We start from the raw sequence: 20,710 nt of genomic DNA, 5'->3' as shown, positions 1-20,710 counted from the left end.
CTCCGCGTCAGCGATGGCCTTCCCGGTGTGTTCCATGGCACTATCAAGGGCTACTACTGACGAGTAGCCAGCCGTGTGGGAGGTCGACCGTGGGTCGTGTGTTCGAGTCCGTTGGCGTTGTCGGTCTGGGCACCATGGGTGCCGGAATCGCGGAGGTGATCGCCCGCAGTGGGATCGCCGTTGTCGGGGTGGAGATCGACGACGAGGGCGTGTCCAGGGCTCGCTCGCACATCGAGCACTCCACCTCGCGCGCGCTGGCCAAGGGCAAGCTCGACGGGGCGGACCGGGACGCGTTGCTGGAACGCATCCGGTACACGACCGCGCTCGCCGACCTCGCGGATGTGGATCTGGTGATCGAAGCCGTCCCGGAGAGTCCCGAGCTCAAAGCGGGGATCCTCGCCGAGCTGGACACGATCACCCGCCCGGACGTCATCCTCGCCTCGAACACCTCCTCGCTGTCGGTCACCGAGCTCGGCGTGCACACCACGCGTCCCGACAAGGTCATCGGCATGCACTTCTTCAACCCCGCGCCGGTGCTGAAGCTGATGGAGGTCGTCCGGACAGTGGTGACCGATCCGCAGGTGGTCCCCGATGTGGAGGCCTTCGCCGAGCGCATCGGTAAGACCCCGGTCGTGACAGGGGACCGCGCGGGCTTCATCGCCAACGCGCTGCTGTTCGGCTACCTCAACCACGCCGTGCGCATGTACGAGCAACGCTATGCGACCCGGGAGGATCTGGACGCGGCGATGCGCTACGGCTGCGGGTACCCGATGGGACCGCTCGCGCTGCTCGACCTCATCGGCCTGGACACCGCCTACGAGATCCTGGAGTCGATGTACCGCCAGTCGCGGGACCGCCTGCACGCGCCCGCGCCGCTGCTCAAGCAGATGATCTCGGCGGGGCTGCTCGGCCGCAAGAGCGCTGGCGGCTTCTACACCTACGAGGAGCCGGACTCGCCGACGGTCGTCCCGGACGCGCGCTCGGCAGGCGACGCCGTCCAGGCCGGGTCGGCACGCCCGGTGCGCTCGGTCGCCGTCGTCGGTACCGGCACCATGGCGCGCGGGATCGTGGAGGTCTTCGCCAAGCGCGGCTACGACGTCCTGCTGCGGGCCCGCTCCGTGCCCAAGGCCGAGGAGGCGATCGAGACCGTGCGCAAGTCGCTGGACAAGGCGGTGTCCAAGGGCAAGCTCGCGCAGGCCGACGCCACCGACGTGCTGGCCCGCATCACCCCTGTCGTCGAGTTCTCCGCGCTGGCCGAGGCCGATCTGGTCGTGGAGGCAGTGGCCGAGGACATCGACGTCAAGCGGGAGGTGTTCGCCTCGCTCGACGCCGCCGTCAAGCAGGGCGCGGTGCTGGCGACGACGACATCCTCGCTGCCGGTGATCGAGTGCGCGGCCGCGACGTCCCGGCCCGGTGACGTGATCGGGATGCACTTCTTCAACCCCGCACAGGTGATGAAGCTCGTCGAGGTGGTCAGCACCGTGGCGACCGAGGCGGACGTGGCAGCGACGGTCCGCGAGGTGTGCGCCAAGGCGGGCAAGCACCCGGTCTCCTGTGGCGACCGCGCAGGCTTCATCGTCAACGCGTTGCTGTTCCCCTACCTCAACGACGCGGTGAAGATGCTCGAGGCGCACTACGCGGAGGCCGCCGACATCGACACGGCGATGAAGGTCGGCTGCAACCTCCCGATGGGGCCGTTCGAGCTGCTCGACGTCGTCGGGCTGGACGTGTCGTTGGCCATCCAGCGCACGCTCTACGACGAGTTCCGGGAGGCGGGCTTCGCCCCGGCGCCGCTGCTCGAGCAGCTGGTCACCGCGGGACGCCTGGGCCGAAAGACCGGCAAGGGGTTCTGGGACTACGGCTGAGCGCTACGGCCGGAGCCCGGGAGGAGCTCCGGGGAGGTACTCCCGGCAGCTTCGCCGGGCCGATGTCCGCCGCGGGGACCGGCGCCGCCTGCGCGTGTGGCACGGTCGGGTGTGGACCGACGCCGGTATCGCGCGTGCGAAGGAAGGTTCGTGACATGACTGTGCCTCGGGTGGACACGGATACCGCTCACCTGGCCGAGGTCGTGCCCTCACTGCTGGCCGCGCTCGGGGCGCACGGGTTCGACAACACGCTGGAGCTGCCGCGGTGCTCGTCGGCGTGCGTGCTGCTCATCGACGGGCTGGGCGCCGAGCTGCTCGACCAGCACGCGGCCGACGCGCCCACGCTGCACGCCCTGCGCGCCGGGACGTTGCACGTCGGGTTCCCCTCGACCACCGCGGCGGGTCTCGCCGCGGTGGGCACGGGCGCGCGGTCCGGTGAGCACGGCATGGTCGGCTACTCCTTCGAGCTCGGGGAGTACGGGGTGGTCAACGCCCTGCGCTGGAACCAGCACCCCTACGGACGCGACCTGCGCGCCGAGCTGAGCCCGGAGGAGATCCAGCCGCTGCCGACCGCGTTCGAACGGGCGGGGCGGGACGGCGTCGACGTCCACGTCGTCTCGGCAGCGGCGTTCGCCGACTCGGGTCTGACCCGCGCCGTCCTGCGCGGCGCCCCCTACACCGGCGTGCACGGCGTCGGGGACCTGGTGGCATCGACGGCCGAGGTGCTCGCAGCCGGACCCGGCCTGTGTTACGCCTATCACGCGGACCTGGATTTCATCGGGCACCTCTACGGCCCGGGGTCGCTCGCCTGGCGCTTCCAGCTCCGCCAGGTGGACCGGTTCGTCGCGTCGCTGCTCGAGGAGCTGCCACCGGCGACGACGCTGGCCGTCGTCGCCGACCACGGCATGGTCGCCGTCGACGACACCGCGGTGGACGCCGACAGCACGCCCGCGCTGGCCACGGGCGTGCGCGCGCTGGGTGGGGAGGTGCGGGCCCGGCACGTTTACGCGGAGGCCGGCGCGTCAGCGGAGGTGCTGGCTGCCTGGCGCGAGACGCTGGGTGAGCGGGCGTGGGTGCTCGAACGGGAGGCAGCGATCGAGGCAGGCTGGTTCGGCCCCCGGGTCGGCGACACGGCGCGGCAGCGCATCGGCGATGTCGTCGTCGCCGCGCGCGGGCAGTCCGGCGTGCTGCGCGGGTCGGAAGAGCCCATCGAGTCCTCGCTGCGCGGGCACCACGGGTCGGTAACCCCTGCCGAGCAACTCGTGCCCCTCTTGCTCGCGCACCGCTAGCGCCTCTCCTGTCCGTTGGCGCGTTACCGTCGAGTGCATGCCGCGTCGTAACCGCCCCAACCGATCCCGCAAGAAGGCGCATGCCGAACGGCCTATCGCGCCGGGGTGGGCTACGACGGAGCCTGGTGCCGACGGTGACTGGATCGTGCGCAACGTCCCGGGATCCGGCGCGGCCAAGCTGTACCGGTGCCCGGGGTGTGATCATGAGATCCGGCCGGGAACACCGCATATCGTGGCCTGGCCCGCCGACTCGACCGGGTCCGTCACCGAGCGCAGGCACTGGCACACGGGATGCTGGCGGGCACGGGACAGGCGGGAGCCACCGCGCGGGTGGTGAGGGTCGCTCCCGCGACGCGCACGAGAGGAAGCGGAGCTCATGAGCACGACACTCCCGGAGGGCTGTGCACAAGCCGGTGGACGGGGCCTCCCGGCAGGAGGGTCGCGGCCGCCGGCTGCGGGTGACGGGCGGCGTTTGGTGACGAGACTGGAGTGAAGAGTCCGACATGAATGATCCCCTTGTACTGCTGCACGCCTTTCCGCTGGACTCGCGGATGTGGGACGGGCTAGCCGAGCGGGTCTCGCGCCGCGCCCGGCTGGTCACCCCGGATCAGCGGGGGCTCGGTACGGCCACGCTGCCCGATACCGAGGCGCCGCCGAGCCTGGACGACGCGGCGGACGACGTCCTCGCTCAGCTCGACCGGCTCGGTATCGACCGGGCCGTGGTAGGGGGCTGCTCTATGGGCGGCTACCTGACCATGGCCGTGCTGCGTAAGGCCCCGGAACGGGTCTCAGGGCTGGTGTTCATCGACACCAAGGCCAGCGCCGATACCGACGAGGCACGCGCCAACCGGCTGACAACGGCCGAGCGTGCGATGCGGGAGGGGCACCAGGGCTGGCTGGCGGAGAACATGATGTCCGTCCTCGTCGGCCCCACCACCCACGCCGAGCGTCCCGAGGTGCTCGCCAGGGTGCGGGAGCTGGTCGACGCGCAGCCGAGCGCCGGTATCGCGTGGGCGCTGCGCGCCATGGCCGACCGGCCCGACTCGACCGAGACACTACGCGCGGCCGATGTGCCCGCCCTGGTGATCATGGGTGCCGAGGACCAGCTCACACCGATGGCGGAGGCCACGGCGATGGTGGACGCGCTGCCGAACGCCACGCTTGCCACGGTGCAGGGGGCAGGGCACCTGAGCCCGCTGGAGGATCCGGAGTCGGTGGCCAAGACCGTGCTCGACTGGCTGCCGTGAGCCACACGCACGGCCCTGCCGAGCCGGCACGCACCGGTCGGTGTCCGGTTGGTGCGTTATATACCGTTCCGGTAGCGTGAGTCGGAGCACAGCGGGCCGCTCGGGCGCGCCTGACCGCGCGGTCGCCACACGCGGGAGTCGCGAGCGAGCGCGTGGCCTCGTCAGGGCTACCTGCGGTGACGTCGGCGCCCGGTTGCCCGGCCCCTGGCACGTGATAATCCCAACCGGCGCGTCCCCGTGAAATCGGCGAAAGCTAGGATCGCCTCAAGTCGCGGAACCGGCGGTACGCCGTGCGCGTGGACGAGGTGGCGAACAGAGCAGAACTGCAGGAGGCAGGAGTGACGGCAGTAACCCCCCAGCCGATTGCGACGCGGCCGGCCCCGGCGCCGCCCGGGCCGAAGGGTTCGTATCTTCTGTCCCTGTTCAAAACAACCGATCCCAAGCAGATCGGCATCATGTACACGGTCACGGCGTTCGCCTTCTTCATGCTGGGCGGCGCGATGGCCATGCTCATCCGTACCGAGCTGGTGGACCCCGGTTTGCGGTTCCTCTCGGCGGAGCAGTACAACCAGCTGTTCACCATGCACGGCACGATCATGCTGCTGCTCTACGCGACGCCGATCGTGTTCGGCTTCGCCAACATGGTGCTGCCGCTGCAGATCGGCGCGCCGGACGTGGCCTTCCCCAGGTTGAACGCCTTCTCCTACTGGCTGTTCCTGTTCGGCGGGCTCATCGTCATCTCGGGCTTCCTCAGCCCCGGCGGTGCCGCCGACTTCGGCTGGTTCGCCTACACCCCGCTGTCCAACGAGATCAACTCGCCGGGGGTCGGCGGCGACCTGTGGATCACCGGGCTGGTCGTCAGTGGTCTCGGCACCATCCTGGGTGCGGTCAACATGATCACGACGATCGCCTGCATGCGCGCGCCGGGCATGACGATGTGGCGGATGCCCATCTTCTGCTGGAACATCCTCGTGACCAGCATCCTCATCCTGCTCGCGTTCCCGATCCTGACCGCGGCCCTGTTCGGGCTGCTCGCCGACCGCCAGCTGGGCGCCAACGTGTTCGACCCGGCCAACGGCGGGGTCATCCTCTGGCAGCACCTGTTCTGGTTCTTCGGCCACCCCGAGGTCTACATCGTGGCGCTGCCCTTCTTCGGGATCATCTCGGAGGTCATCCCGGTCTTCTCCCGCAAGCCGATCTTCGGCTACAAGGGCCTGGTCTTCGCCACACTCGCCATCGGTGGGCTGTCCGTAGCGGTGTGGGCGCACCACATGTACGCGACCGGTGCGGTGCTGTTGCCGTTCTTCTCCTTCATGACCTTCCTGATCGCGGTGCCGACCGGCGTGAAGTTCTTCAACTGGATCGGCACGATGTGGAAGGGCAAGCTGACCTTCGAGACGCCGATGCTGTTCTCCGTCGGCTTCATGGTCACCTTCCTGCTCGGCGGGCTGACCGGCATCCTGCTGGCCGCGCCCTCCATCGACTGGCACGTCTCGGACAGCTACTTCGTGGTGGCGCACTTCCACTACGTGCTCTACGGCACGATCGTGTTCGCCACCTTCGCAGGGATCTACTTCTGGTTCCCGAAGATGACCGGCCGGATGCTGGACGAGCCGCTCGGCAAGATGCACTTCTGGCTGACCTTCGTCGGTTTCCACCTGACATTCCTCGTGCAGCACTGGCTGGGTAACGAGGGCATGCCGCGGCGGTACGCGGACTACCTGGAAAGCGATGGCTTCACCACGCTGAACGTGGTCTCCACGATGGGCGCCTACATCCTCGGCCTGTCCACGCTTCCGTTCCTGTGGAACGTGTTCAAGAGCTACCGGTTCGGCGAGGTCGCCGATATGGACGACCCGTGGGGACACGGGGCGTCGCTGGAGTGGGCGACCAGTTCGCCGCCGCCGCGGCACAACTTCACCGAGCTGCCGCGGATCCGCTCCGAGCGTCCCGCGTTCGAGCTGCACTACCCGCACATGATCGAGCGGCTGCACAGCGAAGGGCACATCTCCTTCACCGGTAAGGCGCTCGAGAACCCGAACGGGAGCGCGCCGTCCGGGTCGCAGTCGGCGGCCGGGACGGATGAACCCGAACCCGACTCGAACCCGGATACCAAGTGAGCACCACACCTGTCCTGATCACCACGACCGGACCCGACAAGCCAGGCGTGTCCTCGGCACTGTTCGCGGTGTTGACCCGGCACGACGTCGACGTGCTCGACGTGGAACAGGTCGTCATCCGTGGGCAGCTCGTGCTCGGGGTGCTCGTGGACGTGGACAACGACCCCGAGGCGCTGCAGGAGTCGGTCGAGCAGGCGATGGCCACGGTCTCGATGCGCGTGGATGTGCGCATCGGAGCGGAGATCGGGGACGACCCGTTCGCTCCCGGCAGGAGCGACTCCAGCCACGTCGTGGTGGTACTCGGCCGTCCGGTGACCGCGCGGGCGTTCAGCGAGGTCGCCCGCAGGCTGGCCGTGCTCGACGTGAACATCGACTCGATCCGCGGTGTCGCCGACTACCCGGTGACCGGCCTGGAGATGCACGTCTCGGTCCCGGACGGCGCGGAGGGCAACGGCGTCCAGGCCGACGCCGACCTGCGGGAGGTGCTGGCCGATGTCTCCGCGAAGGAGAGCGTGGACATCGCCGTCGAGCGGGAAGGGCTGGCACGCCGCGCGAAGCGCCTGGTGGTCTTCGACGTGGACTCCACGCTGATCCGGGGTGAGGTCATCGAGATGCTGGCTGCGCATGCCGGTGTCGAGGACGAGGTCGCCCGCATCACCGAGGCGGCCATGCGGGGCGAGCTGAACTTCACCGAGTCACTCGAACGCAGGGTCGCGTTGCTCAAGGGGCTGCCGGAAGGCGCGCTCGACGAGGTCGCCGACGCGATCACGCTGACCCCGGGAGCGCGCACCACGATCCGCACACTCAAGCGGCTCGGTTTCCGCTGCGGGGTGGTATCCGGCGGGTTCACCCGGATCATCCAGGGCCTCGGCGACGAGCTCGGGCTGGACTTCATCGCGGCCAACGAGCTGGAGATCGTGGACGGGACGATCACCGGCCGCGTCCTCGGCGAGCCGATCGACAGGGCGGGCAAGGCTCGTGCCCTCGAGCGGTTCGCCGACGAGTACGAGATCCCGCTGACCCAGAGCGTCGCTGTGGGTGACGGCGCCAACGACATCGACATGCTCTCCGCGGCCGGTATGGGGGTGGCGTTCAACGCCAAGCCCGCGCTACGGGAGGTGGCCGACACCAGCCTGAGCTACCCGTACCTGGACGCCGTGCTGTTCATGATGGGTGTGACCCGCGCCGAGATCGAAGCCGCCGACGCCGAGGAAGGCCTCGAGCTGATCCGCCCGTAGCGGCCGGGCTCACGCCTCGCCTTCGGCCTTCCACACCACGTAGGCCTCGTCGGCCTCGGTGGTCATGGCCTCGATGAACCGCTCGTTGTCGAACCCAGGCAGGGTCTGCAACCGCTCGATGAGCGCGTCGGCCGCCGGGTCGCTGCTCGGCACGGCCGTTCCCGTGCCGTCGTTGCCGGCGAGCATCAGGAACACGTCCTCGTCCCAGGGGCTGTCCGGCATGACCCTGATGATGACCGCCGAAAGCTCATCCCAGCTGACCGCCTCCTTGCTGCCGTCAGCGAGCTGACGGCGCACTCCCGTGTCGTCCACGGTGACCGCGCGGGACTGTGCTGTCGGGGGATCCTGAGACAACGATGGCTCCTTCTCGGTGACTGCTGGCATACCGTAACGCGGCGCCTTCAGGGTGTTTACGTCGGGTGCCCTCCGTGTTCGTCGCGCTCGTCGGCGAGCGCGGCACCCGCGTGGCAGCGGCTCACCCCGCCTCGGTGCCGCTACCGGCAGTGCGGGTGCCCGCCTGCTCGTCGAGCCGGCGCAGGGCCGCCCGGACGACCTCGGGGTCGGTAGTCTGCCAGAACGGCGGGAGGGACGCTCGCAGGAACCCCGCGTACCGCGCAGTGGCCAACCGGGAGTCGAGCACCGCGACCACCCCCCTGTCGGTACTCGTGCGATGCAGCCGTCCGGTGCCCTGGGCGAGCAGCAGCGCGGCGTGGGTGGCCGAGACGGTGAGGAAGCCGTTGCCGCCCCGGGCCTCCACCGCGCGCTGGCGCGCGGACTGGACCGGGTCGTCCGGGCGGGGGAACGGGATCCGGTCGACCACCACCAGTTGCAGCGAGTCGCCGGGCACGTCGACGCCCTGCCACAGCGACAGCGTGCCGAACAGGCAGCTCGCAGGGTCCTCGCTGAACGAGCTGACCAGCAGGCCGGTCGCGTCGTCACCCTGGCAGAGGATCGGGTACTCGACACGCTCCCGCAGGGCCTCCGCAGCCTGCTTGGCCGCCCGCATCGAGGAGAACAGCCCGAGCGTGCGGCCACCGGCGGCCTCGACCAGCGCGGTCAGTTCGTCGAGCAACTGCTCGCCGAGCCCGTCCCGTCCGGGCGGCGGCAGGTGCTTGGCGAGGTACAGGATGCCGTTGCGGGCGTGGTCGAACGGCGAGCCGACGTCGAGCGCGTTCCAGCTGATCCGGTCGCTGTCGGAGGGTGCGGCTACCTCGGTGGCCGTGCCGCTGTCCCGCGTCGCTCGGGGTGCGCTGTCGCCGGAGCCGGCTGCCGAACCGTCTCCAGAACCGGATCCCTGGCCGGCTCCTGGGGCTTCTCTCGAGTCCGAAGGGGGCAGTCCCCACCTGCGGGCGAGCGGTTCGAACGAGCCACCGAGTGCCAGGGTGGCCGAGGTGAGCACCGCGGTTCGGGCGCCGAAGACGCGGTCCCGGAGCGTACCTGCGACGGAAAGGGGCGCCACCCGCAACGTCGGGGCGCGGCGGCCTTCGCCGCCCGGCTCGCCGCTGGACCACACGACGTCGCGCCGCTCGGCGAGCGGGGGCTCGAACGACTCGAGGATGCGCACGCAGGTGTCGTGGATCTCCTCGAGCAGCGTGCGCGCGAGCTTGCGGGCGGTCTCCTCGGCGATCTCCTCCTTGCGCTCGGTGCCGAGCGCGGTCAGGCAGGCGTGCGCGGCGTCGCGCACGGCGGGAACCGCGCCCGCGAGGTTCTCCGGCACGGTGTCCAGCCTGCCTGCCGGGAGATCGTCGAGAACCATGGTCAGCCCGTCGGCCGCCTCCATCAGCCGGTCTGCGATCTCGGCGTCGACGAGCCTTCCGCACCGCTTGGCGGCGGTCGTGATCATCGCGCTGGTGAGCTCCGCGGTTGCCACGGAGGTGACCCGGTCGACCAGGTCGTGGGCCTCGTCGATGATCACCAGCCCGTGCTCGGGCAGCACCTGGTGCTCCTGCAGCGCGTCGATGGCCAGCAGCGCGTGGTTGGTCACCACCACATCCGCGCGACCGGCCTCCGCGCGGGCGTACTCGGCGAAGCAGTCGGTACCGGATGGGCACCGGGTCGCGCCGAGGCACTCGCGTGCGCTGACCGACACCTGGCGCCACGCCCTGTCCGAGACCCCGGGGACCAGCTCGTCCCGGTCACCGGCCAGCGTCTGGCCTGCCCATTCGTGCAGCCTCGAGACCTCCCTGCCGACTCGGGAGGCGGCGAACGGGTCGAACAGGCCGTCGTCGGGCTCCTCCGGGGCACCGGTGTCGATGCGGTGCAGGCAGAGGTAGTTCCCGCGGCCCTTGAGGATGGCGAACTCCGGTTCCCTGCCCAGCGACTCGGTGAGTGCGGCCGAGAGCTTGGGCAGGTCGCGGTCGACGAGCTGGCGCTGTAGCGCGATGGTCGACGTGGAGACGACGACCGTGCTGTCGCGTTCGACCGCGTGCCGGATCGCCGGTACGAGGTAGGCGAGTGACTTGCCGGTACCGGTTCCGGCCTGCACCGCGAGGTGCTCGCCGGTGCGGATGGCGTGGTGGACGGCCTCGGCCATCCGGACCTGGCCGTCCCGTTCGGTTCCGCCGAGACTCGCCACCGCCGTGGTCAGCAGCTCGCGAACGGTGGGAAGGGTGGACGATGTCTCCGGCACGGTATGTAACGTTACCGCCGCGCGCCACGCGGCCGACGACCCCGGGTAAGCACCCGACCGGGTGTTGTCCCGTCATGACGGGACAACGCTTCCGGGACGTGGGCCATAGTGTGGTCATGGCTCAAGCGATACGGAACCGGATCGCGGTCGTGGGTGCCTGCGCGCTCGTCACCGCCTCGTTGACCGGCATGACCTCGACGACCGAAGCGATCGAGGGCGCGTCCCAGCCCCCGGAGGCATCGGCGTCGCCGGTGTCCTCGGCATCGGTCGGTAGTGTCGACGCGGAGATCGATGGGCAGCGGGTACGGCAGGACCCGATCGCGCCGTGCGAGGTGGACGGTCAGTCCGAAGCCGAGTCCGGTGCGGTGTCCGTGGACCGGGTCGCCAGCTTCGGTCGGGGCAGCAGCCGGTGCCGCAGGGACACCGGGGGAACCGGTGCCGCCGAGGCCGAGACGTCCGGGCGCGCCTTCACGAGCAGGGTGTTGCGGAAGTACGGCGGCCCGATCCTGCGCGTCTCGTCCTACTCGGCCGGCTGCCGGACGGTGGACAGCGGCAGCGAAGGCAGCGTCGAGCTGCGCGGCGTGCGCGGCATCGACGTGCCTTCGGACATCCCGTCCAACCATGCGGTGCTGGTGCACGGTCCCGACGAGTCGCAGCCGCCGCTGGCGCGGGTGGTGGTCAACGAGATGGTCACACCCAGTCCGCCGGACGGGAGCATGACGCTCAACGCGATGCGCATCGAGCTCTTCCCGGAGGGCGGTCCGGACAGCGGGGAGATCGTGGTCGGGTCGGTCAGCTGCGACCCGTTCGGCTAGCGAGCGCCGCCGTGCGGAAGGCTCGTGCGTTTTCGGTCCGGTGAGCGGTGGTACCCGGCTGGCGGGTTCCGTGTGCGCCCGGGCGTTCATGGAATCAAGACCCCGCCGATTCAACAGGTAGTCGGCGGGGTCGTATATCGGGTGGTTGTGCGGAGGTAGGGCGTTGTGCCTCCGGCGCCGCCCGGCACGGAAACGAGGTCCACCGGATCGCTGACACGACCGCCACTGTGGACCGGTGGCCCTCGTACGCCCCGAAGGCCCGCGAGCTCGCGTGCTCGGGCGGAAAGTTTGCTGCCCGCTACCGGCCGGGAACCCGTGCGGCGAGGGATAGGGACAACATCAGTCTCGCCGTGCTGAGAGGTAATGATGACCGGATTCTTCGGTCCTGGGCAGGAAGGCGGTAGCCCGTTCGATCAGTTCCTCGCGCAGTTCTTCGGAGGTGGCGGGCCCAGTGGCGGTCCTGGACGGCGCGCGTACTCGGTGGATGTCACCCGGCTGATGAGTGAACAGGCACGCGCGCTGGTCTCCTCCGCTGCCGAGTGCGCCGCGCAGTGGGGTAACGACGTACTCGACACCGAGCACATGTTGTGGTCGGCGACACGGACCCCGGGGAGTAGGGAGCTGCTCGAGCGCGCCGGGGCCGAACCGGACGCCATCGCGCGCGAGATCGAGCAGGGTGTGCGCAAGGGTGAGCACAGCCAGCAGGCGGTCACCCTCAGCCCGGGCGGCAAGCGGGTGCTGCTTGACGCGCACCAGGTCTCCCGCGGGCTCGGTACGAGCTACATCGGACCGGAGCACATCCTGCTCGCGATGACCGCGGGGGCCGAGTCGGCAGCCGGCCAGATACTGGCCCGCCACGGGGTCAGTCCGGAGGGGATGCAGCAACCGCAGGCCAGCGAGGCGCCGGGCCCCGGTGGGCAGCGCGCGGAGCGCTCCAAGACCGCGACCCTGGACCAGTTCGGACGTGACCTCACCGCCCTGGCCGGGGACGGCTCGATCGACCCCGTCATCGGCAGGGACGACGAGATCCAGCAGGCCGTCGAGGTCCTGTCCCGGCGTACGAAGAACAACCCGGTGCTCATCGGCGAGGCCGGTGTCGGTAAGACGGCGATCGTCGAGGGGCTGGCACAGCGCATCACCGACGGCGAGGTTCCCGACATCCTCGCCAAGCGCAGGGTGATGCAGCTCGATCTGGGTGCGATGGTCGCGGGAACGCGCTACCGCGGTGACTTCGAGGAGCGGATGTCGAACCTGCTCGACGAGATCCGCAGCCACCGCGACGAGCTTGTGGTGTTCATCGACGAGCTGCACACGGTGGTCGGCGCGGGCACGGACGGCGCGTCGTCCACGCTGGGCGCCGCCGACATGCTCAAGCCGGCCCTGTCCCGCGGCGAGCTGCACGTCATCGGCGCGACGACCCTGGACGAGTACCGCTCCCACATCGAGAAGGACGCCGCGCTGGAGCGCCGTTTCCAGCCGATCCTCGTGCCCGAGCCGAGCACAGAGGACACCCTCGCCATCGTGCACGGGTTGCGGGACCGGTACGAGGCGCACCACCAGGTGCGCTTCACCGACGAGGCACTCGATGCCGCAACCACCCTGTCCGACCGCTACATCACGGACCGGTTCCTGCCGGACAAGGCCATCGACCTGATCGACCAGGCGGGCGCCAGGGTCCGTGTTCGCCTCGGCAGGCGTCCCGATTCGGTTCGGGAGCTCGAGGAGACCCGGGACCAGCTGGTCCGTGACCGCGACCAGGCGGTGAGCGAGGAGAACTACGAGCGGGCCTCGACGCTGCGCGACGAGATCAAGCAGGTCCGTGACCGTATCGAGAGCGCGCGGAGCCAGGACGGTGGCCCGCCCGCCGGCGAGGTGACCGCCGAGGACGTCGCCGAGGTGATCTCCCGGCTGACCGGGATCCCGGTCAGCCAGCTGACGAAGGAGGAACGCGAGCGGCTGCTCAACCTCGAGGAGCAGCTGCACGGCCGGGTCGTCGGCCAGGACGAGGCCGTCAACGCGGTCGCCGAGGCCGTGCGGAGGTCCCGTTCGGGGCTTGCCGAGCCGGACCGGCCGTCCGGAAGCTTCCTGTTCCTCGGTCCGACCGGGGTCGGCAAGACCGAGCTCGCGCGTGCGCTCGCGGAAGGACTCTTCGGTCACTCCGACCGCATGATCAGGATCGACATGAGCGAGTACGGCGAACGCCACACCGTAAGCAGGCTCGTCGGCGCGCCGCCGGGTTACGTCGGCTATGACGACGCCGGTCAGCTGACCGAGTCGGTCCGCAGGAAACCGTACTCCGTTGTGCTGCTCGACGAGATCGAGAAGGCCCATCCCGAGGTGTTCAACGTCCTGCTCCAGGTGCTCGACGACGGGCGGCTGACGGACGGCCGGGGGCGCACGGTGAACTTCACCAACACCGTGCTGATCATGACGAGCAACCTCGGCTCGGAGCTGGTGACCAGCAGTACCCAGGGCGCGCTCGGGTTCGCCGCCGTCCGCGAGGAGGAGGGCGAGCAGACCTTGCGCGATCGCCTCATGCGCAAGCTGCGGGACGAATTCCGGCCGGAGTTTCTCAACCGGATCGACGAGGTCGTGGTGTTCCGTCGCCTGGAGACCGCGCAGCTGCGCGAGATCACCGAGATGATGCTGACCGAGACCAAGCGCCGGGCCCGCGCGCAGAACGTGGAGCTGCGGTTCGACCCGGAGGCGGTGGACTGGCTCGCGAACGCGGGCTACCAGCCCGAGTACGGGGCACGGCCGCTGCGCAGGACGATCCAGCGCGAGGTCGGCACCGAGCTCTCCCGGTTGCTGCTGGACGGCACGGCTCCGCCGGGTTCGGTGGTACGGGTCGGCGCCGAGAACGGCAAGCTCGGCTTCGCCGTGTCCACCGATGCCGCGGAGGCGAGCAGCGGCGAGCTGGGCGCCGGACACGGGTAGGACGCACCCGCGGCGACGATGCGCCTCCCGGCCCGCCTCAGCCGGTCGTATCGGGCCGGGAGGCTTCGGCCACGAACCGCGCGGCCAGCTCGCGCAGCTTGATGTTCTCGTGCTGCGAGTGCCTGGTGAGCTCGGCGAACGCCTCGTCGGCCGTGATGTTCTTGGCGGCCATCAGGATTCCCTTGGCCTGGTCGATGACCGGACGCGACCGCAGCGCCTCGTAGAGCTGATCGGTGAGCTGCTTGGCCTTCAGGTAACGGCGCATGCTGCGCAGCGTGCCCTCCAGAGCCGTCGTGAACACGTCGAGCACCGCGACCTCCAGCTCGGCGAACCCCTTCTCGACGCAGCTGTAGAGGTTCAGCGAACCGAAGTACTCGGAGTCGATTCGCAGTGGGGCGCTGAGGAAACTGGTGACGTCCGCTTCCTGTGCCTTCCTGTGGAACTCGGGCCACAGTCGCCCCGGATCGTGGTCGCGTGAGCTCACGACGGTCTCGCTGGTGGCCGCGAGCAGGCACGGACCGGCCCCGGCCTCGTACTGCACCGCGTCGATGTCCAGGGCGGACCGGCTGGTGGACGCCGCGGTCGTCGGCTTGCCGTCCTCGAACATGCTCACGCTGGCCATGGTCGCGTCCGGGAGCGCCCGGATGGCTTGCTGACAGACGCGATCCAGCGTCACGGTGAGGCTCTGTTCCTCGTCGATCACGGCGAACAGGGCGTCGAGTGCCGTCGTCGCCTCGTCGAGCACGCCGTGGTCGCCGGCGTCCCGCGGACCAGCGCCGTCCTCCGGCTCCATGGGTTTGCCTTCCTTCGCGAGAGGCAGCCGCGCGGCAGGTCCGTGCATACCCGGCGCGAATGCTTCGGTTGGCTCCTGACGGGCGACCCTCGTCAGTGACCTGCTGATAATCCTACCAGTCGCGATGGCGGCCCCACCGCGTTCACCTGATTCAGCTACATCATGCCGGACGGCGAACCGGATGATGCCGAGGACGGTGAGGATGAGCAGTGAACGCGGGTGTGCCGTTCGCGAACGGCTGGCCAGCTCACCGGACCGGACGAGCGCCACCTCTGGGGCGATCAGAGCGCGGAGTCGGCTGAGTCGGCGGGTGCCGAGCGTGACTTCGGGGCGGAGGAGCAGGCCGTGCGCGTGGCGGACGAGGAATCCGCGAGCGGACGGACCTCCGCCCGGCAGTCCTCGCGCTGAACGTCGCATCGGGACGCGAGCGCGCGGCCACCGGGTCGGTCCCACCGGGCCCGCACTGTGGACGGTCCGCGCTATGTTACGTGCGCTGTAAGGTCTTCTCCAGCTGCGCCTTGGTCATCTTCGAGCGACCCTTGACGTTCGCCCGGCGAGCATCCTCGTAGAGCTGCTCCTTCGTGCGGCCGACGGCGCCGAACCGGTTGCCGGACCGGATTCCGCCGCGGCGGTGCGAGGAAATGTCCTCAGTAGACGTTTTGCTCTGCCGGCTCGCGTGCCCCGAGCGGGCGCGCTCCTTGTTCACGGTGCGCGCGGCGATCTCCTCCGCGCGCTCGGTGCTCGAGCCGCGTTGCTCGGCCTGCTGCTTGATGTGTTCGTACTGGCGCTCCTGCTTGGTGTTCCACGTTTGCCGTGGCACGGCTGCCACCTCCTGACCTGGCTGCCGACGTGCTGTTTACTCGAGTTCGAGGCTCGGACAGCTCGATAGCCGGCACCGGGTACCGGGACACTCATGAGGGACCCGGTAGGGATCCCTCATGGCGTTGTTCCGTTGTCCGGGGGCCGCTAATGATCCGACTGTTCGGAGCGCACGTCGCGCTCGGAACGCGCGGCCTCCTCGCGGGCACGTTCGGCCTCTTCGGACTTCTCCGCTACCTCCATCTGGGCTTGGCCCTTTTCCTGCTGTGCCTTGCCCTCACGTTCCGTGGAGTCGCGGCCCAAGAGCGTCCCCGCGGTCTCCTTGACGCGGCCCTTGATGTTCTCGATGGCGCCTTTCACGCCTTCGTTGCTGCCGTCCTGGTCAGCCATCGTCGACCTCCTTCACAGCGGGTCCGTTCACGGGCCTACCCGGTGGGAGCGGCCGGGAAACTCACGGCGTTCAGCGTGTTTCGCGTCTGACACGACTGTGCCCTTCCCTCGGTCACCTCGATGCCCTCCTTGACGCTGTCCGTGGCCTCCTTGCGCACGTGCGGTCTCGTGAGTGACGTGCTCTGTCACAGCTCCTTCTCGGTGTCGTCGACGGCCCTGCTCACGCCTACCCGTGTGCCAGGCACGGGCGAACGCCTCGACATGCTCGTTATCGTCGTGTTATCAAGGGAAGTGGTTGAGCCCTACAGCCAAGGCACACCTTCGGGGATGCTTGTGCAGGTGGGGCCGACCCTTCATCGATGATCACGCGGTCACCCCCGAGCTTCCTCGGAGTGTTCCCGATTCATAGGGAGGTTCCCGTGGCCGCGCCGACAATCGCGAGTGCTGCTACGTCACGTACTCTCTTCGACACTCCCGAAAGCACTGCCGGGGTAAGCGGGGTCCGGCACGCGGACCGCGCACACAGGGCTCGGCTACTGTGGCTCTGGACATCCCATCCGGACCGGGACTCCAGCGTGGTTCACGTGCGGGGCGAGGTCGATGCCGCTACCGCGCCGGATCTGGACGAACTTCTGGCGCCGCGCCTGGTATCCAAGGTTCGTTCCCTGGTGATCGACCTGTCTCGAGTGCGCTTTCTGGGTGCTGCCGGAGTCCATGTCCTGGTCCGAGCCGCGCTGCGTGCGGAACACCAGGGCATGAGTTTCCGGCTGGTCACCGGGCCCCGCTGCGTCGAGCGGGCCCTACGCGCGGGGGGAATTCGCGTGGAGCACCTCCACGCCTCGGCGGACGGCGTCGTGACGCTGCGAGCTGACGACATCCGCCTCGCGTGAGGTGAGCCCCTGCCGTGTCGGGCAAACCGACACCCCGTGTCGGGCAGTGCGGCATCCCGTGTCGGGCAGTGCGGCACGCTTCGTTGGGCAGCCCGTACCACGGCATCGACGATCACGGGCGTGGCGCGAGGTACCGAGCGGTTCATTCCACCGTACGGAGCGGATCGTGGCCGAGGTCCATGAGCCGGTGCCGCCACACGGAGTCACCCGCAGCGGGCTCGAGATCGTCACGGCGTTCTGCGCGCACGCGGTCGACGACGTGCCGCATCACGCCCAGATCGTCGCCGGTCAGGTCGGCCTTGCGCTTGCGCAGGATGCGCAGCACCTGCTGCCCGGTGACGCTGCCGGCGTGCTCGGGGTCCCGCTCGCTGCGGGGCGAGGCCGACTCGGTGCGCAGCCACTCGGCGAGTTCCCTCGAGGACATGTTCACCACCTCGTGGAACTCGTTCCACAACGCCTCATCCATCATCGATGTCACCTCCGGAGTCAGGTACGCGGTATCCCGCGGTGCGATCTGTCACGGATCGCTCCCGTATCCGGAGTTCCCACCGAACGCGCCCGTCACTCGGGCGGCGCTCGTGGACCCCTTGGCGAGTGCGCCCGTGCGTTCGCCCGGTTTCCGGGAGGCGCGGATCGGGTAAGTCCGAGCCAGCGGGTTCCGGGCACGCCACAGCGGCGTGCACACCGGGAAGGGAGCGATCATGCTGGTCGAGGGGCGCGAGATCGGCGTCTCGCGAACCGGAAAGGTCCTCTTCGGCGCGGACGGGGTCACCAAAGGGGACGTGGTGCGGTACTACCGGAACGTCGCCGGGGCGATGCTGCCGCATCTGCGCGGGCGCCCGGTGACGCTGCGCCGCTTCCCGGACGGCATCGATGCGGATGGGTTCTTCCAGAAGGATGCCTCGGAGCACTTTCCGGAGTGGATCGACTACGCCGAGATCCCGCTCAGGGAGGGTGGGACGCAGACCGCGGTTGTCGGCTCCGGTGCCGCGACACTGGTGTACCTCGCCGACCAGGCCACGATCGAGTTCCATGTCTGGCCGGCGACGGTCGGCGCCCTCGGGCGGCCGGACCGGATGGTCATCGACATCGACCCGCCACCCGGCGTCTCGCTCGGCGAGGTGCGCAGTGTGACGCGCCGTACCCGGCAGTTGCTCAACGATCTCGGCGTGGAGCCGTTCGTGCAGGCCACCGGCGGTAAAGGCTTTCACGTGGTGGTTCCGTTGGATGCTTCCGCCGGGGACGGCACGGTGCGCGAGCTCGCCCGTGCGGTGGCGGAGACGCTGGCCGCGAACGACCCCGAGCGGTTGACCACCGCGCACCGCAAGGAGCGAAGGGGTGGGCGGATCTTCCTGGACACCAACCGCAACACCTACGGGCAGACGTTCATCACGCCGTACTCGCTGCGTTCCCGGCCGGGCGCTCCGGTAGCCGTGCCGCTGGACTGGGACGAGCTCGGCAGGGCGCGACCCGACGGCTGGGACATCAGCAGCGTTCCCAAGCGGCTCGCGCGCAAGCAGGACCCCTGGGCGCGGATACACCGCTTCGCCGCGTCCGCCACGTCAGCGCGGCAGCGGCTTGCCGGGCTCACCGGCGCCGCCGAGTGATGGTGCGCTGCCGGCGCCCGAGCACGTATGGTTGCCGCCCGGAAGCTCCACGCGACCCCGCTAGCATGACTACTATTCATGTTCAGTGTGCTCGTGGAACGGGCGGATAGCGAGGTGTCAGGGTGGCGTCAGGAGCCGGGCAGTTCGGGGTCGGGCGGGGCATCGCCGATGTGACCGGGGTGGCCGCGGGCGACGGCATGATGGGCTACTCCAGGCCCCAGCAGCGCACGGCCGGTATCCATCAGCGGTTGCGTGCCCGCGCGTTCGTCGTGGTCGACCACACGTCCGGCCGGCGGATCGCCTTCGTCGTCGCCGACCTGGGGATGATCTTCCAGGCCGTGCACCAGGGCGTGCTCGCCGCGCTCGCGGAGCGCTACGCCGGGCTCTACTCCGAACGGAACGTTCTGCTCACCGCGACGCACACGCACGCGGGCCCCGGCGGGTACTCCGACTACGCCACCTACAACCTGGCGATCCCCGGCTTCCGGGAGCGGACGTACCGCGCCGTCGTTGACGGCATCACCGAGGCGATCAGCGTCGCGCACGAGGATGTCCGGCCGGGCTCGATCCGGCTGGGCAGGACCGAGCTGACCGATGCGAGCGCGAACCGGTCGCTGCCTGCGTTCCTGCGCAACCCCGCGCGGGACAGGGCGCACTTCCCCGGGGCCATCGACCCCGCCGTCACGGTATTGCGGCTCGCCCAGCACGGCACCGACGTCGGGTCGATCAGCTGGTTCGCCACGCACGGCACCTCGCTGACCAACCGCAACCGGTTGATCAGCGGTGACAACAAGGGGTACGCGGCGTACGCCTGGGAACGCGAGCACTCCGGTGTGGACTACCTCGCGGGCGAACCGGGGTTCGTCGCGGCTTTCGCGCAGACCAACGCGGGGGACATGTCCCCGAACCTGGACCTGCGACCCGGATCCGGTCCCACCCGTGACGAGTTCGCCAACACCCGCATCATCGGGCAGCGGCAGTGTTCGGCGGCGATGCGTGCCTACGCGGCTGCCGGTACCTCCTTCGCCGGAGGGCTCGACTACCGGATGCGTTATGTCGACATGTCAGCGATGACCGTCTCGGGGGAGTACACACCGGACGGCAGAACGCACCGGACGGTGCCCGCGGCCATCGGCCTTCCGACGCTGGCAGGCAGCGTCGAGGACGGTCCCGGCATCGGCATCCCGGAAGGGCTGCGCAACCCCGCTTTCGACGCCTGCGGGCGCCCGCGGTGGGCGGGCGTGCGGTCGCTGGCCGGCGAGCAGGCCCCCAAGCTCGGCGTCCTACCGGCGGGGCGGGTCAAGCCACGCCCGTGGACTCCGGATGTGCTTCCCGTGCAGCTCGTGCGCATCGGCGGGCTCTACCTCGCCGCGGCTCCCGCCGAGTTCACCATCGTCGCGGGTCTGCGGATCCGGCGCACCTGCGCCCGCGAGCTCGGCGTCGACCTCGACGATGTGGTGCTCCAGGGCTACGCGAACGCCTACAGCCAGTACGTGACCACGCCCGAGGAGTACGACTCCCAGCAGTACGAAGGCGGGTCGACGCTGTTCGGCCGCTACACCCTGCCCGCCTACCAGCAGGAGTTCGCCGCGCTGGCCACCGCGCTGCGTACCGGCGGCGAGCTCGGCACCGGGCCGGTCCCGAGGGAGCGGCCCCGACGGCATACCCGTGCGGGCAGGCGCTCCCGCCGCGACCGTGACCGTGGCACGGGCTTCGGCGTCGTACTGAGCGGGCCAGGCGTCCGGTACGCGCCCGGAGAACGCGTCCGCGTCACCTTCGTGACCGGTCATCCCGGCAACGACCCGCGCCGTGGCGGGACGTTCGTCGAGGTGCAGCGGTGGCACGGCGGCGGGTGGCTACGGCACGCCGATGACGGGGACTGGTCCACCCGGTACCACTGGCGCAGGGGGATCGCCGGACCGGCCACGGCCACGATCACCTGGGACGTACCAGAGGACACCCCGGGCGGGCAGTACCGCATCGTGCATCACGGCGACCGCCTCGACGCTCCCGGGCGCGCGCCGGTGCCGTTCTCCGGAACCTCAGCCGCGTTCGAGGTGCGGCGCTGAGG

General features: G+C 69.8%; 18 protein-coding genes. 12 read left to right on the top strand and 6 right to left on the bottom strand.

Annotated elements, in window-relative coordinates:
• Positions 1-89 precede the first annotated feature (89 nt).
• The 6 genes from H0B56_RS06470 (at position 90) to serB (ending at position 7,759) form a co-directional block, all read left to right on the top strand.
• Positions 90-1,865 (top strand): 3-hydroxybutyryl-CoA dehydrogenase, encoded by a 1,776-nt coding sequence (locus H0B56_RS06470; RefSeq protein WP_180892008.1) that lies wholly within the window; start codon positions 90-92, stop codon positions 1,863-1,865.
• Between the two features lie 155 nt (positions 1,866-2,020).
• Positions 2,021-3,154 carry an alkaline phosphatase family protein gene (locus tag H0B56_RS06465; RefSeq protein WP_180892007.1) on the top strand — a complete coding sequence of 378 codons (1,134 nt, stop codon included), beginning with the start codon at positions 2,021-2,023 and terminating at the stop codon, positions 3,152-3,154.
• Positions 3,155-3,191: 37 nt separating this feature from the next.
• Positions 3,192-3,491: a hypothetical protein gene (locus H0B56_RS06460; protein WP_180892006.1), complete on the top strand. Its 300-nt coding sequence runs from the start codon at positions 3,192-3,194 to the stop codon at positions 3,489-3,491.
• A gap of 166 nt (positions 3,492-3,657) precedes the next feature.
• The gene (locus tag H0B56_RS06455) at positions 3,658-4,401 is read left to right on the top strand and encodes an alpha/beta fold hydrolase (RefSeq protein WP_180892005.1); all 744 of its coding nucleotides are present in this window, start codon (positions 3,658-3,660) and stop codon (positions 4,399-4,401) included.
• Positions 4,402-4,739: 338 nt separating this feature from the next.
• Positions 4,740-6,521: an aa3-type cytochrome oxidase subunit I gene (gene ctaD, locus H0B56_RS06450; RefSeq protein ID WP_180892004.1), complete on the top strand. Its 1,782-nt coding sequence runs from the start codon at positions 4,740-4,742 to the stop codon at positions 6,519-6,521.
• Positions 6,518-7,759 (top strand): phosphoserine phosphatase SerB, encoded by a 1,242-nt coding sequence (serB, locus tag H0B56_RS06445; protein ID WP_180892003.1) that lies wholly within the window; start codon positions 6,518-6,520, stop codon positions 7,757-7,759. Before ctaD ends, serB begins: the two co-directional genes overlap by 4 nt.
• 9 nt (positions 7,760-7,768) lie before the next feature.
• Here the strand turns inward: serB and H0B56_RS06440 are convergent, their stop codons facing one another.
• Together H0B56_RS06440 and H0B56_RS06435 are read right to left on the bottom strand one after the other, a co-directional pair.
• Positions 7,769-8,143, bottom strand: a complete 375-nt coding sequence (locus tag H0B56_RS06440; protein ID WP_425484499.1) for a hypothetical protein — start codon at positions 8,141-8,143, stop codon at positions 7,769-7,771.
• Positions 8,144-8,234: 91 nt separating this feature from the next.
• Positions 8,235-10,388, bottom strand: coding sequence for an ATP-dependent DNA helicase (locus H0B56_RS06435; RefSeq protein WP_343063781.1), 2,154 nt, complete (start codon positions 10,386-10,388; stop codon positions 8,235-8,237).
• 116 nt (positions 10,389-10,504) lie between these two features.
• On the opposite strand from H0B56_RS06435, the gene H0B56_RS06430 reads away from it, so the two are divergent.
• Positions 10,505-11,203, top strand: coding sequence for a hypothetical protein (locus tag H0B56_RS06430; RefSeq protein ID WP_180892001.1), 699 nt, complete (start codon positions 10,505-10,507; stop codon positions 11,201-11,203).
• 366 nt (positions 11,204-11,569) lie between these two features.
• A complete protein-coding gene (locus H0B56_RS06425; RefSeq protein ID WP_180892376.1) occupies positions 11,570-14,140 on the top strand; it encodes an ATP-dependent Clp protease ATP-binding subunit in 2,571 nt (856 codons plus the stop codon).
• A gap of 37 nt (positions 14,141-14,177) precedes the next feature.
• On the opposite strand, the gene H0B56_RS06420 is transcribed toward H0B56_RS06425, so the two are convergent.
• The gene (locus tag H0B56_RS06420) at positions 14,178-14,981 is read right to left on the bottom strand and encodes a GAF and ANTAR domain-containing protein (protein WP_180892000.1); all 804 of its coding nucleotides are present in this window, start codon (positions 14,979-14,981) and stop codon (positions 14,178-14,180) included.
• 171 nt (positions 14,982-15,152) lie between these two features.
• On the opposite strand from H0B56_RS06420, the gene H0B56_RS06415 reads away from it, so the two are divergent.
• Positions 15,153-15,341 (top strand): hypothetical protein, encoded by a 189-nt coding sequence (locus H0B56_RS06415; protein ID WP_180891999.1) that lies wholly within the window; start codon positions 15,153-15,155, stop codon positions 15,339-15,341.
• A gap of 76 nt (positions 15,342-15,417) precedes the next feature.
• Here the strand turns inward: H0B56_RS06415 and H0B56_RS06410 are convergent, their stop codons facing one another.
• Positions 15,418-15,753: a plasmid stabilization protein gene (locus H0B56_RS06410; RefSeq protein WP_180891998.1), complete on the bottom strand. Its 336-nt coding sequence runs from the start codon at positions 15,751-15,753 to the stop codon at positions 15,418-15,420.
• 146 nt (positions 15,754-15,899) lie between these two features.
• Positions 15,900-16,142, bottom strand: coding sequence for a microaggregate-binding protein 1 (mbp1, locus tag H0B56_RS06405; RefSeq protein ID WP_180891997.1), 243 nt, complete (start codon positions 16,140-16,142; stop codon positions 15,900-15,902).
• 359 nt (positions 16,143-16,501) lie between these two features.
• Here mbp1 and H0B56_RS22750 point away from each other — a divergent pair, with 359 nt between their 5' ends.
• Positions 16,502-17,032, top strand: coding sequence for an STAS domain-containing protein (locus tag H0B56_RS22750; protein WP_246360909.1), 531 nt, complete (start codon positions 16,502-16,504; stop codon positions 17,030-17,032).
• 142 nt (positions 17,033-17,174) lie between these two features.
• Here the strand turns inward: H0B56_RS22750 and H0B56_RS06395 are convergent, their stop codons facing one another.
• Positions 17,175-17,498: a DUF3140 domain-containing protein gene (locus tag H0B56_RS06395; RefSeq protein WP_180892375.1), complete on the bottom strand. Its 324-nt coding sequence runs from the start codon at positions 17,496-17,498 to the stop codon at positions 17,175-17,177.
• A gap of 235 nt (positions 17,499-17,733) precedes the next feature.
• Between H0B56_RS06395 and ligD the strand changes: the two genes are divergently transcribed.
• On the top strand, positions 17,734-18,639 hold the full coding sequence (gene ligD, locus H0B56_RS06390) for a non-homologous end-joining DNA ligase (protein WP_180891995.1): 906 nt from the start codon (positions 17,734-17,736) through the stop codon (positions 18,637-18,639).
• Positions 18,640-18,761: 122 nt separating this feature from the next.
• Entirely contained in the window at positions 18,762-20,708 is a 1,947-nt protein-coding gene (locus H0B56_RS06385; protein WP_343063780.1) for a neutral/alkaline non-lysosomal ceramidase N-terminal domain-containing protein, read from the top strand.
• Positions 20,709-20,710: the final 2 nt, after the last annotated feature.

This window comes from Haloechinothrix aidingensis (genome assembly GCF_013450155.1).
Lineage (GTDB): Bacteria > Actinomycetota > Actinomycetes > Mycobacteriales > Pseudonocardiaceae > Haloechinothrix > Haloechinothrix aidingensis.
This window is presented reverse-complemented; position numbering and strand designations above follow the sequence as displayed.

Bases quoted from the DNA above. Each gene is read 5' to 3' on its own strand.
- H0B56_RS06465 (WP_180892007.1), top strand. From the start codon at position 2,021: ATGACTGTGCCTCGGGTGGACACGGATACCGCTCACCTGGCCGAGGTC.
- H0B56_RS06460 (WP_180892006.1), top strand. From the start codon at position 3,192: ATGCCGCGTCGTAACCGCCCCAACCGATCCCGCAAGAAGGCGCATGCC.
- H0B56_RS06455 (WP_180892005.1), top strand. From the start codon at position 3,658: ATGAATGATCCCCTTGTACTGCTGCACGCCTTTCCGCTGGACTCGCGG.
- H0B56_RS06440 (WP_425484499.1), bottom strand. From the start codon at position 8,143: ATGCCAGCAGTCACCGAGAAGGAGCCATCGTTGTCTCAGGATCCCCCG.
- H0B56_RS06430 (WP_180892001.1), top strand. From the start codon at position 10,505: ATGGCTCAAGCGATACGGAACCGGATCGCGGTCGTGGGTGCCTGCGCG.
- H0B56_RS06425 (WP_180892376.1), top strand. From the start codon at position 11,570: ATGACCGGATTCTTCGGTCCTGGGCAGGAAGGCGGTAGCCCGTTCGAT.
- H0B56_RS06420 (WP_180892000.1), bottom strand. From the start codon at position 14,981: ATGCACGGACCTGCCGCGCGGCTGCCTCTCGCGAAGGAAGGCAAACCC.
- mbp1 (WP_180891997.1), bottom strand. From the start codon at position 16,142: ATGGCTGACCAGGACGGCAGCAACGAAGGCGTGAAAGGCGCCATCGAG.
- H0B56_RS22750 (WP_246360909.1), top strand. From the start codon at position 16,502: ATGATCACGCGGTCACCCCCGAGCTTCCTCGGAGTGTTCCCGATTCAT.
- H0B56_RS06395 (WP_180892375.1), bottom strand. From the start codon at position 17,498: ATGGATGAGGCGTTGTGGAACGAGTTCCACGAGGTGGTGAACATGTCC.
- ligD (WP_180891995.1), top strand. From the start codon at position 17,734: ATGCTGGTCGAGGGGCGCGAGATCGGCGTCTCGCGAACCGGAAAGGTC.